This is a genomic window from Nautilia lithotrophica (assembly GCF_054656815.1).
The window spans coordinates 270,897-284,991 of record NZ_BAAHXN010000002.1; the positions used below are offsets into that span (position 1 = coordinate 270,897).

The 14,095-nt window shown below is 33.5% G+C and carries 16 protein-coding genes; 13 read left to right on the forward strand and 3 right to left on the reverse strand.

All coding sequences use genetic code 11. From position 1 onward, the window contains the following. Nucleotides 1-251: 251 nt before the first annotated feature. Both ACYQ19_RS05975 and fliR read left to right on the forward strand, forming a co-directional pair. Nucleotides 252-899 carry an ABC transporter ATP-binding protein gene (locus ACYQ19_RS05975; protein ID WP_459978518.1) on the forward strand — a complete coding sequence of 216 codons (648 nt, stop codon included), beginning with the start codon at nt 252-254 and terminating at the stop codon, nt 897-899. Further along, the gene (gene fliR / locus ACYQ19_RS05980; RefSeq protein WP_459978519.1) at nt 886-1,653 is read left to right on the forward strand and encodes a flagellar biosynthetic protein FliR; all 768 of its coding nucleotides are present in this window, start codon (nt 886-888) and stop codon (nt 1,651-1,653) included. The genes ACYQ19_RS05975 and fliR overlap by 14 nt, the downstream gene beginning before the upstream one ends. Here the strand turns inward: fliR and ACYQ19_RS05985 are convergent. Next, the gene (locus tag ACYQ19_RS05985) at nt 1,643-2,164 is read right to left on the reverse strand and encodes a phospholipase D-like domain-containing protein (protein ID WP_459978520.1); all 522 of its coding nucleotides are present in this window, start codon (nt 2,162-2,164) and stop codon (nt 1,643-1,645) included. The two genes, fliR and ACYQ19_RS05985, sit on opposite strands and share 11 nt — an antisense overlap. A gap of 46 nt (nt 2,165-2,210) precedes the next feature. Between ACYQ19_RS05985 and ACYQ19_RS05990 the strand changes: the two genes are divergently transcribed. The 5 genes from ACYQ19_RS05990 (at nt 2,211) to ACYQ19_RS06010 (ending at nt 7,268) form a co-directional block, all read left to right on the forward strand. Beyond that, complete coding sequence (locus ACYQ19_RS05990; RefSeq protein WP_459978521.1) at nt 2,211-3,656, forward strand: DNA-binding transcriptional response regulator; 1,446 nt, start codon at nt 2,211-2,213, stop codon at nt 3,654-3,656. 2 nt (nt 3,657-3,658) lie between these two features. After that, entirely contained in the window at nt 3,659-4,282 is a 624-nt protein-coding gene (gene gmk, locus ACYQ19_RS05995) for a guanylate kinase (protein WP_459978522.1), read from the forward strand. Further along, nucleotides 4,282-5,880: an arginine--tRNA ligase gene (gene argS, locus ACYQ19_RS06000; protein WP_459978523.1), complete on the forward strand. Its 1,599-nt coding sequence runs from the start codon at nt 4,282-4,284 to the stop codon at nt 5,878-5,880. The genes gmk and argS overlap by 1 nt, the downstream gene beginning before the upstream one ends. 121 nt (nt 5,881-6,001) lie before the next feature. Beyond that, nucleotides 6,002-6,856: a type VII toxin-antitoxin system HepT family RNase toxin gene (gene hepT, locus ACYQ19_RS06005; protein ID WP_459978524.1), complete on the forward strand. Its 855-nt coding sequence runs from the start codon at nt 6,002-6,004 to the stop codon at nt 6,854-6,856. Continuing rightward, nucleotides 6,840-7,268: a 2-thiouracil desulfurase family protein gene (locus ACYQ19_RS06010; RefSeq protein WP_459978525.1), complete on the forward strand. Its 429-nt coding sequence runs from the start codon at nt 6,840-6,842 to the stop codon at nt 7,266-7,268. The genes hepT and ACYQ19_RS06010 overlap by 17 nt, the downstream gene beginning before the upstream one ends. Here the strand turns inward: ACYQ19_RS06010 and rsfS are convergent. Continuing rightward, nucleotides 7,257-7,583, reverse strand: a complete 327-nt coding sequence (rsfS, locus tag ACYQ19_RS06015) for a ribosome silencing factor (RefSeq protein WP_459978526.1) — start codon at nt 7,581-7,583, stop codon at nt 7,257-7,259. The two genes, ACYQ19_RS06010 and rsfS, sit on opposite strands and share 12 nt — an antisense overlap. Then, nucleotides 7,561-8,100: a nicotinate (nicotinamide) nucleotide adenylyltransferase gene (gene nadD, locus ACYQ19_RS06020; protein ID WP_459978527.1), complete on the reverse strand. Its 540-nt coding sequence runs from the start codon at nt 8,098-8,100 to the stop codon at nt 7,561-7,563. The genes rsfS and nadD overlap by 23 nt, the downstream gene beginning before the upstream one ends. Before the next feature lie 57 nt (nt 8,101-8,157). On the opposite strand from nadD, the gene gap reads away from it, so the two are divergent. From gap to ACYQ19_RS06050, 6 genes are all read left to right on the forward strand, one after another. Beyond that, entirely contained in the window at nt 8,158-9,132 is a 975-nt protein-coding gene (gap, locus tag ACYQ19_RS06025; protein WP_459978528.1) for a type I glyceraldehyde-3-phosphate dehydrogenase, read from the forward strand. 228 nt (nt 9,133-9,360) lie between these two features. Beyond that, nucleotides 9,361-10,557: a phosphoglycerate kinase gene (locus ACYQ19_RS06030; protein WP_459978529.1), complete on the forward strand. Its 1,197-nt coding sequence runs from the start codon at nt 9,361-9,363 to the stop codon at nt 10,555-10,557. Then, nucleotides 10,554-11,264 carry a triose-phosphate isomerase gene (locus ACYQ19_RS06035; protein ID WP_459978530.1) on the forward strand — a complete coding sequence of 237 codons (711 nt, stop codon included), beginning with the start codon at nt 10,554-10,556 and terminating at the stop codon, nt 11,262-11,264. The genes ACYQ19_RS06030 and ACYQ19_RS06035 overlap by 4 nt, the downstream gene beginning before the upstream one ends. 102 nt (nt 11,265-11,366) lie before the next feature. Further along, nucleotides 11,367-11,714 (forward strand): four helix bundle protein, encoded by a 348-nt coding sequence (locus tag ACYQ19_RS06040; protein ID WP_459978531.1) that lies wholly within the window; start codon nt 11,367-11,369, stop codon nt 11,712-11,714. 75 nt (nt 11,715-11,789) lie between these two features. Beyond that, on the forward strand, nt 11,790-12,569 hold the full coding sequence (gene fabI / locus ACYQ19_RS06045) for an enoyl-ACP reductase FabI (RefSeq protein ID WP_459978532.1): 780 nt from the start codon (nt 11,790-11,792) through the stop codon (nt 12,567-12,569). A 295-nt stretch (nt 12,570-12,864) separates the two neighbouring features. Then, nucleotides 12,865-13,977: a major outer membrane protein gene (locus tag ACYQ19_RS06050; RefSeq protein ID WP_459978533.1), complete on the forward strand. Its 1,113-nt coding sequence runs from the start codon at nt 12,865-12,867 to the stop codon at nt 13,975-13,977. Nucleotides 13,978-14,095: the final 118 nt, after the last annotated feature.

Consider the following 14,095-nt stretch of genomic DNA (forward strand, 5'->3'; position numbering starts at 1 on the left):
TTAATTAGTTATTATTTGAGTCTTAAATTGTAAACAGCAGTCAATCAATAACCATTGACCATTGACCATTGAATAATGCCAGACCCTAAACTTGTTAAAAAAGTTAAAAAAGTGATTTTTAATATATAAAATCTGTATATTCCAATATTCTAATGCACTAATACACCAATGAGTTTAATAACCTCAAAAACTTAACAACCATAAAGACCAGTCATTATAAACTTTTGCTATAATTCTTAAAAAAGGCCGGTATGTTAAAAGCTGTAAATCTTACCCATTCATTTGATTATTTGCTTTTTGAAAATGTGAATTTGCAAATCAATTCAAAAGAAAAAATTGCAATAGTCGGAAGCAGCGGAAGTGGAAAATCTACGCTTTTACATATATTGTCCACTTTTTTAAAACCTCAAAAAGGTGAAGTTTTCATAAATAATAAGAATATTTATAATTTAAAAGAAAAAGATTTAATAGAAATCAGAAAAAAGGAAATAGGAATTATTTTTCAGTTTCATTATCTTTTTAATACCTTTACTGCCCTTGAAAATCTGCAGGCCGCAGCCCTTTTAAGTGGGGAAACAATAGATTACGAACTGCTTGAAAGGCTCGGAATAAAAGATGTTATCAATCAAAATATACAGACTTTAAGCGGAGGACAGCAGCAGAGGGTAAGTATCGCCAGAGTGCTTACCAAAAAACCTAAAATTATATTTGCCGATGAACCGACCGGTAATCTTGATAAAGCTAACGCTTATGAAGTTATAGAAGTTTTAAAAGAGTATTGTGACAATAATGAAGCGGCATTGATTACCGTTACGCACGATATGGATATTGCAGATAAATTTGACAGGGTGTTTGAGCTTAAAAATAAAAAACTGGCAGAAATAAATGGAGATAATTAATTATTTAACACCTGTAAACGTGGTAACATATCTTTTGTTGTTTGTCAGAATAAGTTCCCTGCTGGCTTTTATGCCGTTTTTTAATTATACAGCAATTCCAATGAACGTAAAAGCGGCTTTTGCTTTTTGGCTTTCGATTCTTCTTTTTCCAATAACACCTAAATTTGCATATGAAATAAATATCGCAAACGTTTTATTGAGCGTGCTTAATGAAGTGGCATTTGCGTTTTTTGTAGGAATGGCACTACAGATAGTGTTTGATGTTTTAAAATTCGCGGGTGAGCAGATAAGTTTTGTAATGGGATTTACTTTGGCTAATGTAATGGACCCCAATGCTGGAGTTCAGACTACGATTATTTCCCAGTTTTTCACATGGGTTGCTGTTTTGATGTTTTTAAGTATTGGTGGGGATCATCTTGAGATTCTTTTTTTGAATAAAACACTTTCCATGCTTCCGTTTGGGGAATTTTTTAATTATCAAAATGTATATGAATATTTTGTTGTGTATATGGGAAAATATTTTCTTTTGGGTATCGCAATGGCTTTTCCTATCATTGCCATATCTTTGATGGGTGATATAATATTTGGAATGATAATGAAAACAATGCCGCAGTTTAACCTTCTTGTTGTAGGTTTTCCGATTAAAATCACCATTGCTTTTATGGTTTTGATTGCAATTATTTCTTCACTTATGCAGCTTTTTTCTACAGAAATTTTACAAGTTTTCGGTTCATTAATTAAATTTATCGGCTAAGCCTGTAATTTGTAGATAAAATTCTCAGATGATTAAAAAAAGAATCAAACTCTTTTATAAGATATCGGTCGCTGTTTATCATGATGTATTCGTAGTTTTTGTAAAATGCGCTGTATGAGTAATTTGCACTGCCTGTTATTACATATTTATCGTCAACAATGGCAAGTTTTACGTGCATCTTGGCGGTATTGCCGTCTTTATAGCGTTTACCAGATAACAAATAAATATGGAAATTTCTTAAAACAGCAAGTCTTGGAATTACAGAATATTTGTATTTTGCTTCTTTTTTATCTGCAATTATGTATATTTTTGTCCCTTTTTTGGCGGCGATTTTTAATGCGCGTGCGAGTTTTTTGTTTGTGAATGTATACATAGTTATTTTTATCTCTTTTTTGGCATGTGAAAAAAGATAAAAAAGTCTGTTTTCAGCCGTTTTTCCGTCTTTTGGCATAAAATATATTTCAGTAGAATATAATAAACAAGCAAACACCAAAATAATAATTTTTTTCAAATTGCTTCCTTTTTTACTATAATTATAATAAAAAACGGGGTTGGCCATGAAAATTCTTCTAATTACTTCAAATGCGACAATTGAAAAGCTTTTTGTATTAAGTGCTGAGAAAAAAGGTGATGAAGTCAGTATTGGAACTGCAGAAAACATTCCCGAGGGTGTTTTTGATGCGGTATTTATAGACAAGGATCTTTATAATGAAGAACTTTTTGAAAATTTAAAAGCTCTTTTCCCTAATGCCAAGTTTGTTTTAATCTTATCTAAGAATGATGAAAAAATTGTAGGTTTTACTGATTATCTTATAAAACCTTTTCTTCCAACCGATTTGATGGATCTATTGGAAAAGCTTCCGAATATGACAACTAATGAGCAAAATATTGAAAATGATGATATTGATATTGAAAGTTTTGAAGATCTGAAAGATTTGGATGTTGGGGATGAAGATACAGGGTTAGACGATATTGAAGGTATAGATGATTTGAGTGATGATCTGGATTTTGATTTGGATGAAGATGATTTGGATTTAGACATAGAAGAGGCTACGCAAGATGAATCGGAAGAAGGGGAGGTTGAGCCTTTGGAAGAAACTCAGCAGAGTGATGATTTGGATATAGATGATATGTTTGAAGATTTGGAAAGTGAAGAGGATTTAAAAAATCTTGATGCAAAAGATGAATTTGTTGCGGGTGATGAAGAAGATTTTGAAATAAGTGAAGAAGAACTTGAAGGCGAAGCACCCGATGATGACATTGAGGAGAGTTTTGAAATAGACGAAACGGAACTTGTTGATGAAGAAAATGAAGAAACCCCTGAACTTAATGAGGAAGAGACAATGCAAGAAAATGAAGAAATTGAAAATGAAAATGAGGAATTAAGTGAGATCGAAGAGATGCAATTAGAAGAGCCGAGTGAAGAAACTCAAACAGATATTGAAGAAACCGAAAACGAAGAACCTGTCGAAACCAAAGAGGCGGATTTAGAAACACTAAACGAAGAAACTGAACCTGAAGCTGTTTTTGAAGAAGAAAAAACCGAACAAAATGAAACACCTGAAGTAGAAACGGAAGAAATTCCTGAAGAGAATTTGGAAGAATTTGATCTTGAAAATATAAACATCGATGAAGAACCTGAAGAAATCACTGCATCACAAGAGAATTTGGAAGGTGAGAATATTGAAGAGCTGGATAGTGAACTTTCAGATATTGATGAAATGCAATTAGCTGAAGTTTTGGGAGAAGAATTACCAAAAGAAGAAAATGTAGAAGAAAACAAAGAAATTGAAGAAAATTTAGAAGAAATTGGTGATGAAAATATTGAAGAAATAAATATAGATGATAAAATTCCGGAAATTCAAGAGGCTCATGAATTGCAAAACATTATAGAAGAGCCAAGTCCTCAGGAAAAAACGCTTGGAAGTATTCTCAATATAAACTGGGAAGAATTGAAAAAAGCAAAAGCAAAAGTAACAATAACAATAGATTTCGGAGATTAAAAATGAACGGAAAAAGCGGAAGTATTTTGGTGGTTTCAGGCCCCAGCGGCAGCGGTAAAACGTCTCTTGCAAGAGTTGTGTGTGAAGAGCTGGGAGAAAAGGCGTATTTCAGTATTTCAAGCACTACAAGACCTATAAGGGAAGGTGAAAAAGAAGGAGTTGATTATTTCTTTTTAACCAAAGAAGAGTTTATAAAAGACATAGAAGAAGGATATTTTCTTGAATGGGCCGAGGTTCACGGCAATTTTTACGGAACGAGCAAAAGACAGATAGACGCAGCACTAAAAAAAGGGCAGATTGTTTTTCTTGATATAGACGTCCAGGGGTATGAGCTTGTAAAAAAATCGTATCCGGATATTACGACAGGAATTTTTGTGACAACCCCGAATCAGAAAGTGCTTAAAGAGAGACTTCTAAAAAGAGGAACGGAAACAGAAGAAAGTATGAAAATCAGAATGTTTAACGCACTTAGGGAAATGCAGAAAATTGACGAATACGATTATCTGCTTATAAACGACGATTTTGACGAGGCGAAAGAATTTTTAAGAAGTGTGGCGATTGCAAGCCTTATTAAAAGAAGCAAATACAATATAGAAGAATTTATAAAAGAATGGAAAGGAAATTAATGAAAGAAAAAGTTGCAAAGCAGTTTGAAAAACATTTAGGTGAAAATCCGCCTTTAAGCAAACCTAAAAACAAAGATTTCGGCCATTTTGCAGTGCCGATTTTCAAATATGCGAAAATGAAAAAACAAAATCCACAGGAATTTGCCAAAGCTTTATGTGACGCATTGGGGAATTGTGAGGATTTTGAAAAGGTAGAGGCCGTAAGCGGGTTTGTAAACATTACATTAAGCGATAAATTTTTAAATGAATTTGCAAATAAAGTATTAAATGAAAAAGAAAATTTTGCCAAAGGCAGCGGCAAAGAAAAAATCCTTCTTGAATACATTTCGGCAAACCCGACAGGTCCCCTTCATATAGGGCATGCTAGAGGTGCGGTGTTTGGGGATGCGATTGCAAGAATCGGAAGGCATATCGGGTATGACGTTGTTACCGAATACTATGTAAACGACGCCGGACGTCAGATTACGCTTTTAGGGCTTTCCGTGTATCTTGCGGCAAGGGAGATTTTGGGGCTTGAGGTTAAATGGCCAGAAGAGTTTTACAGAGGCGAATATATAAAAGACCTTGCTGCAGAAGCGATAAAAGAATTCGGGGAAGATTATTTCAAAGCAGAAATTGAAGCTGAAAACTTTAACGACGACAGGCTCAATATGTGGGCGAAAGATAAAATGCTTGAACTAATCAAAGAAGATATAAAAGCCCTAAACGTTACGCCGTTTGATAATTGGGTAAGTGAGAAAGAACTTTACAAATATTGGGACGAAGTAAGGGCGATTTTGGAAAAAAACGGAGCCCTTTATGAAAAAGACGGCAAGGTTTGGCTCAAATCCAGAGAATACAAAGACGAAAAAGACAGAGTCGTGGTAAGAGAAGACGGAAGACCGACATACCTTGCGGGCGATATAATTTATCACTGGGATAAATTTAAAAGAAATTACGATAAATACATAAATATCTGGGGAGCAGACCATCACGGATATATCGCAAGGGTAAAAGCTGCTATTAAGTTTTTGGGATTTGATCCGGATAAACTTGAAATACTACTTTCACAAATGGTAAAACTTCTAAAAGGCGGTGAACCTTATAAAATGAGTAAACGCGCCGGTAATTTCATACTCGTAAGCGATGTTGTAAAAGATGTCGGTGCGGATGCCCTGAGGTTTGTGTTTTTAACCAAAAAAGCGGATACCCATCTTGAATTTGATGTAGATGATTTAAGCAAGCAGGATTCCAGCAACCCGGCATACTATATAAACTACGCACACGCAAGAATCAAATCTATTTTCAGAAACAAAAACATGGAGCTTGATGACACTATAAATACGGAACTTAAAGATTTAAGCAAAGACGAAAAAGATTTGGTATTTTTGGCACTTCAGTTTCCTTATGTATTAGAAGACGCGTTTATAAACAGAGAACCTCACAGACTTACAAACTATTTGTATGAACTTGCAAGCGAGTTTCACAGCTTCTATAACAAAAATAAAGTTATAGGAAGTGAAAAAGAAGCGATAAGACTTAAAATATTGGCTGTTGTGGCGAGTATTATCAAACTCGGACTCTCACTTCTTGGAATTGAAGCCAAAGAGAGAATGTAATTAAGTTGTGAAGGAATAAAGGATGGGGAATTGAAAAAACGGGGTCCCTGAAAAATCGACAGATTTTTTGGGGTGAAGAGATGGAATCCACGAAAAATTGTAAATTTTTTGGGATATAAAAGTGAAAAATGAAAAATTAATATCGGTATTAAAAGAGTTTTTTAAAGAAGCAGAGGGTATTTGGCTTTTTGGCTCTTATGCCGATGGAACATATAACGAGAGCAGCGATATTGATATTGCGGTTTTGTTTAAAGATAAAAAAACACCCGTTGAATTTTTTAAAATGAAAGAAAACCTTGAAGTTTTGTTAAAAAAAGATATTGATTTGGTTAATCTTGCAGATGTAAACGATGTATTTGCTTATGAGATCGTTACAAAAGGTAAAATTATTAAAAAATCAAAATATGCTGATGATTATGAATATCGCTTATGGCTTAGGTATCTGGATTTACAGAATGATAAAGAGATAGTGAAAAATTATTTTACTAAAACATTACTTTTTTCAAACGGCTTCGCTACGGTAACCCGAAATTTTAAAAAAATTTCGACCGTAACGCTGCAGATGTTTTCTCAAAGTAATGTTTTATATAAAATTAAATCAATTGAAAGATATATTGCAAGGATTGAGGAAGATTACGACGAAGAATTTGAAAAAAATTACACAAAGCAGGATGCTGTTATTTTAAATATTCAAAGGGCGGTTCAGCAGGCTATTGATTTAGGTTCTTATTTGATTAAAAAACATAAATTCGGTATTCCTAAAAGTTCGAAAGAGATTTTTGAAATACTTGAAAAGCATGGCGTAATAGATAAAAATTTAAGTTTAAACCTTCAAAAAATGATAGGTTTTAGAAATATTGCAATACACGAATATACAAAACTGCAGCATGATATAATAAAATACATTATTGATGAAAGATTAAAAGATTTAGTTGAGTATGAAAAGGCGGTAAAAAGCTATGAAAGCAATGATTAGTGAATGTATGCTCGGACGTGCATGCAGGTATGACGGCAAATCAAAGCCGCTGCCGGGTGAAGTGATAGAAAAACTCAAAGAAAAATACGAACTCATCCCTTTTTGTCCCGAGGCTTTTTCCCTTCCGACTCCAAGACCTCCGGCAAGATTTATCGGTGATAAAATAATAGACATAAACGGAACTGACAAAACCGAGGCGTTTATGAAAGGTGCAAATGAAGCGCTTAGAATCTGTAAAGAAAATAATATAAAAATATTCATAGGAAAAGAAAAATCACCAAGCTGCGGGGTTAAAAAAACAAGCGCCTATATTAACGGATGTGAATGCAAATGCGACGCACCCGGGTTTACAAGCAAAATATTAAAAGAAGAGGGGATTGAGCTTATAAGTGAGTGGGATTTAATCTCTTAATCTGTTTTTTATCTCTTCTAAAAACTTATCCATCTGATATCTGGCTCTGTATTCTTCACTCATAAGATGTATAAGAATATCGCCAAGGTCAATTACCGTCCAGTCGTCGCTTGAATCAACTCCCAAAAACGTTTCACCCATCGGTTTTAATGTTTTTTTGAGATAGTCAAGCAGTGCCTGGGCGTGTTTGTCCGCCATTGTTGTGGCCACTATTACATAATCTACAAAATAATCATTGTCTTTTAAATCGTAATCCATTACGTCAAGTGCTTTTTTCTCTTCTAAAAGCTCTTTAATTTTTGCAATTCTGTCCATAAAACTCCTTTATTTCTTTTTCTATTTCTTGTGGAAGATATTCGAATTTGCAATTTCTAATCTGGGTAGAACTTATAGGAATATCAACGTCCAAAACTTTTTTGATATTATATTTACTTAAAAGATTTTTATCAACTGCACCTCTTTTTGCCACTACAAGTTCGGTTTTTTTAAGAATTTCATCTATTTTGTGCCATTTATTTAAAGTTTTTAAATTATCGCTTCCGATGATGAAGTATTTAGGTTTAAAATGCTCAATGGTTTCTATTGAATATACGGGTCTTTGTTTTGATATTTCAAAATCGCTCACTTCTACGTTTTCAAAATTTTTAAATATTTTTTCAAGCCATTTAAGCCTAAGCTCGGGCGGTGCCGAAAAAGAGTGTTTGAGAGGGTTTAGGAAATTGGGCATTATAATCAGTTTGTCGATGTCAAGATTTTCAAACGCTTTTTTGACAACTTCTATGTGCCCGAGATGCGGTGGGTCGAAACTTCCTCCGAAAATTGCAACTTTCACTCATAACCTTTTTTTCAAATTGTACTATAATTACGAAAATTTATTAAAAGGCTTGTAATGAAAATAGCTATTAACGGGCTTGGAAGAATCGGAAGAAATATTTTAAGAGTAGCACTTAATAAAAACATAGAAATAGTGGCTGTTAACGATATTATGGATATAAAACTTGCGGCTTATCTTTTAAGGTTTGATACGATAAGAGGAAGCCTGAATGTGGAAATAATAGGGGATGATATTTTGAAAATCGGGGATAATTTTATTACATATACTTCTTTTTCGTCTCCGAATGAAACTAAATTCGAAGAAGCCGATGTGGTGTTTGAATGCAGCGGTAAATTTTTAACCAGCAACGAAGTTAATGGGCATATAAAAGGAAATGTCAAAAAAGTAATTATTTCGGCACCGGCAAATGACGATACGCCCACTTACGTTTTAGGAGTTAATCATAAAGAATACAAAGGTGAAACTATTATTTCAAACGCGTCTTGCACTACAAACTGCTTAGCGCCTATAGCTAAAATAATGGACGAAAAATACGGGATTGAAAAAGGGTTTATGACTACCATACACAGCTATACAATGGATCAAAAACTTCTTGACGCCCCAAATTACAGGGATATCAGACGCTCACGCGCAGCGGCTGAAAACATTATTCCGACTTTTACCGGTGCGGCCAAGGCTATTTATAAAGTTCTTCCGAATCTAAAAGGCAGGCTTGACGGAAGAAGCGTAAGGGTTCCTGTGGCAAATGTATCCCTTATGGATTTGGTGATTGAGCTTAAAACGGAAGTAACGGCCGAAGAGATAAACGAACTTCTCGAATTTCATGCCAAAACTGATTTAAAAGGCATACTTGAAATAGACAAAGAATATAAAGTCAGCAGCGATATTAATTCAAACCCGGCAAGTTCTATAGTGGCACGTGACCTTACGCAGGCAAACGGAAATCTTGTAAAAATATTTTCATGGTATGACAATGAATGGGGTTATTCAAACAGAATGATTGAAATGGCTGAATATATATTGAAATAAAATAATTTATAGTAAATGGTTAATTAGTAATTGGTATATTGGTGAGTTTATTCAAAATTCCTGCAATCTTAAAAATTTAATTTCATATCTATATTTCCAAATCACCAATATACTACTAACCAATACACTAATATACTAATTAACCATATTTTATAAACCCCAACAAACTTTTAAACCCCGAATAACTAAATAAACAAATATGCTATAATTTTGCTAAAAAGGAGACGTATGAAAATAAACTCACCTAAAGATCTTGATTTTAAACCGGGTGATTCGGTTTTTTTGAGATGTGATTTTAACGTTCCTCTTGATGAATTCGGAAATATAACAGATGACAGACGTATAAGAATGGCTCTTCCGACTATTAAATATCTTTTAGATAATGATTGTAAAATAGTTATAGCTTCTCACCTTGGTCGTCCAAAAGGTGAATTTAATGAAAAATTTTCATTAAAACCTGTTGCAAAAAGACTCTCACATTTACTTAAGCATGATATTATAATGGCTAACGATGTGGTAGGTCCCGATGCAAAAGAAAAAGCTTCAAAACTTCAAAACGGCGAAATATTACTTTTGGAAAACGTAAGGTTTGACCCAAGAGAGACCAAAAACGATGAAGGTTTTGCAAAAGAGTTAAGTGAATTCGGTAAATTTTACATAAATGATGCTTTCGGTGTAAGTCATAGGGCACATGCGAGTGTGGAGGCAATAACGAGATTTTATGACAATGAGCATAAAGCTGCGGGATTTTTACTTCTTAAAGAGATCAATTTCTTTTATAAGCTGCTTGAAAATCCGGTTCGTCCGTTCGTTGCAGTGGTAGGTGGAAGTAAAGTAAGCGGAAAACTGCAGGCATTAATTAATCTTTTACCAAAAGTAGATAAATTAATAATCGGCGGTGGTATGGCGTTTACTTTTTTAAAAGCTCAAGGGTATAATGTAGGTAATTCTTTGGTTGAAGATGAATTAATAGACGAGGCCCTAAAAATTATGGCTGAAGCAAAAAGACTTGGTGTTAAGTTTTATCTTCCGGTGGATATTGTTATAGCCGATAAGTTTGCCGAAGATGCAATGGTAAAATACGTAACTTCCCAGGAAATTCCCGATAACTGGATGGGACTTGATATCGGGCCTGCTAGTGTAAGACTCTTTGGTGAGGTTTTATGGGATGCACAGACGATTTTATGGAACGGGCCTATGGGCGTGTATGAAATGGATAAATTCAGCAGGGGAACATTTAAAATTTCTCATGAAATAGCCAGAAGTCATGGCATAAAAGTAGTTGGAGGCGGTGATACTGCTGATGCGGTTCAAAGAGCCGGGGATGATGAAGAAATGACATTTATATCAACAGGTGGCGGTGCAAGCCTTGAGCTTCTTGAAGGTAAAAAGCTTCCTGGAATAGCGGCATTGGAGATATCATGATAGTAGCAGCTAACTTTAAAACAAATAAAACCAGAAAAGAAGTTGAAGAGTATTTAAAAGTTCTTGATGTTGTAAATTTTGATAATGTAACCGTAAGGGTTTTTCCTCCTTGCACCGCTTTAATGGAAAAAGAGTATCTTGGTGCTCAAAACGCATACCCAGCTGTAAAAGGTGCATATACAGGTGAGATAGGACTTGAGCAGTTACAGGAATTTAAAATTGATAAAATCTTAATAGGACATAGTGAAAGAAGAAATATATTAAAAGAATCACAAAAATTTATAGTAGAAAAATTTGAATTTTACAAAAAACACAATTTTGAAATAACATATTGTATCGGTGAGCCTTTGGAAATAAGAAAAAAAGGTATTGATGAGGTTATTGAATATCTTAAAGCTCAGCTTGTCGGAATTGATCTTGATTATGAAAAATTAATAATTGCGTATGAGCCTGTCTGGGCTATTGGGACTGGTGTAAGTGCTTCAAATGAAGAGATTAAAGAAACTCATAATGAAATTAAAAAACTTGCAAGCAAACCTCTTCTTTACGGAGGAAGCGTTAAGCCTGAAAATGCTAAAGAAATACTTTCTATACCTAATGTCGATGGTGTTTTGGTAGGTAGTGCAAGTTTGGATGTTAGTAATTTTATTAAAATGATAGAAATAGCTAAAGAAGTATGTGAAAGTGAAAAAAATAAGAAAAGTTAGGGAAGTAAGAAAAAGTAAGAGGAAGTAAGAGGAAGTAAGAGGTAGTAGGAAAAGTAAGGTATGATGTCAGTAAGAGTGAAAAAGTTATATTAAGGAATTGTATTGCAGCATAAAAAATTATTTGTTTATAACAAAGCACTTGAATTTGTGAATTTAATCTATAAAATAACAGCTGAATTTCCAGAAAATGAAATATATGGATTAACTTCTCAATTAAAAAGAGCTGTGGTTTCAATACCAGCAAATATATCAGAAGGAGCAGGTAGAGGATCAAAAAAAGATTTTATACGATTTTTATATATTTCATTAGGTTCGTTAAACGAAGTAGAAACTCATATTCAAATTTCTTTTAATTTAAAATTGCTTAATGATGAAAAGAATACTTTAATAAATAATGAAATCAAATTAATAAGAAAAGCATTAATAAATCTAATAAATTCGTTAAAATAACAAAACCACGCTTTGCGTTCTTACTATATAATCTTACGCAAGGCTACTTTTAATACTTAAACTAAAGGAGAAATAATGGTAATGGAAGGAAAAAAAGGTTTAATTATAGGTGTGGCTAATAACCGCTCAATTGCATATGGAATAGCAAAAGCTTGTAAAAATCAGGGTGCAGATATAATACTTACATATCAAAATGAAAAACTTCAAAAAAGAGTTCAAAAAGTAGCAGACGAACTTGGTGTAAATAATATATACCCGCTTGATGTCAGTAAACCTGAAGAAATTGATGCTTTAAAAGAAGCAATTGAAAAAGACTACGGCAAAATAGATTTTTTAGTGCATTCCGTTGCATTTGCTCCAAGAGAGGCACTTGACGGAAAATTTATTGATACTACTAAAGAAGCTTTTAACATTGCAATGGAAATAAGTGTATATTCATTAATAGAAGTAGTTCAAAAACTTGAGCCTATAATGAATGATGGAGCTTCAGTTCTTACACTTACATATCTTGGAAGCACAAGATACATACCGCACTACAACGTAATGGGTGTGGCGAAAGCTGCATTAGAAGCAAGTGTAAGATATCTGGCAGTAGATCTTGGTGAGAGAAAAATAAGAATCAACGCACTTAGTGCTGGACCTATTAAAACACTCGCAGCAAGCGGTATAGGGGATTTTAGTGAAATTTTGAAATACAACGAAAAAAATTCACCTCTTATGAAAAATGTGACCATTGAAGAAGTAGGTAATAGCGGAATGTATTTATTAAGTGATCTTTCAAGTGGAGTAACGGGTGAAGTGCATTTTGTAGACAGCGGTTATAATATTATGGGAATGCCAAGATATGATGATTAAGACGAGTTTAAACTCGTCTTTATAATTATAGGTGTCTGTCACTATTATTTAAAATAATTGATGTATTTACTTTTTTATTTTGTATTTTTTCGATTTTCTTAATAAATGTAAGATTTATGAAAAATAAAATAATATTTCTGTAAAAGTAAAAATTTTAATAAAAAATAATCTCAAAAAAGTTACAAATAAGTGATATTTTTTGAAAAAAAGCACAAAAATAACACTAAAAAATTTGATTTTTAAAAATTTTGTCGATATAATTGTGAGACAAAATTAAAAAAACAAAGGAGAGAGAATGCTAAAAAAACTATCTTTAGCAGCTTTAATAGCAATGGGTTCAATGAGTGTAGCAAGTGCTACTCCTCTAACAGAAGCAATCAAAGGTGTTGATCTAAGCGGAATGATCAGAGTTAGATTTTATAACAATGCACCAAAAGATCAAAATTCTGAAAACAGATGGAGAACAAGTTCTGATTTCAAATTCACTATTCCTGTAAGCGAAGAATTAAAAGTAGTTTACAAGCTTGGAGTTGAGGGGAGCACATATGCAGATGATGATAATGCAAATGTAGCAGGAACAGATCCTAATCCAGCAGAAAATTTAGTATTCTTAAAATATTCAGCTAACGGTGTAAACGTAATCGCAGGTAAAATCCCAGTAGCTACTTCTGTAACAGGAAGCGGACACGGTGAAGCACATGGTGCTGGTGCAATCGCTACTTTCAAAGCTAGTGACAATGTAACATTAGCTGCTGCATGGGTTAATGCTGTAAAAGCTGTAGATAATATTGCAGGTGGTGCTTTAGGAAACGATATTTATGCAGTTGCTGCATTATTTAATGTAGATATGGTTAAAGGTAACGTTTGGTATTATCATGCAACTAATAAAATTAAAAACCTTTATACTGTAAGCGTAGATGTAGCGCCAGTAGAAAATGTTGATGTTCATGCTGATTATGCAGCTGGTAAATTAGATGCAGCAAATGCAAAAACTATGAAATATTTCAACGTTTCTGCTAAATATACTCAAGATGCAGTATGTGCAAAAATTGGTTATGCTAAAACAAGTAAAGATGGTGATTTAGTTGTTCTAGATATGGACGCACCAATTTCTGCAGTATTACCAACTGATCAAAAATATTCAATTGCTACTAAAAATGATACAGCAGCAATTTATGCAAAAGTTGGATATAATGTAGATGCTAAAACTAACGTATATGTTGCATACTCTGGAATTAATGACAAAACTGTAGCAAACAATGACTATGCAGAATATGTTGTAGGTGCAAGCTATAAATATACTAAAAAAATGAAATTCTCAGCACTATACTCTGTTCTTGACGGTAAAAACGGAGCATCAAACAACGATAACAACGAATTAAAACTTGAAGCAAAATACAGCTTCTAATCTCTCTTGGGCTTTTGCCCTTTTTAATTTACATAAAAGTGACAGACACCAGGATGAAATGTAATTGATGTATTTGTGTTTTTGTTATTTGTGTGTTGGTATAAAAAAAGTTATTAAG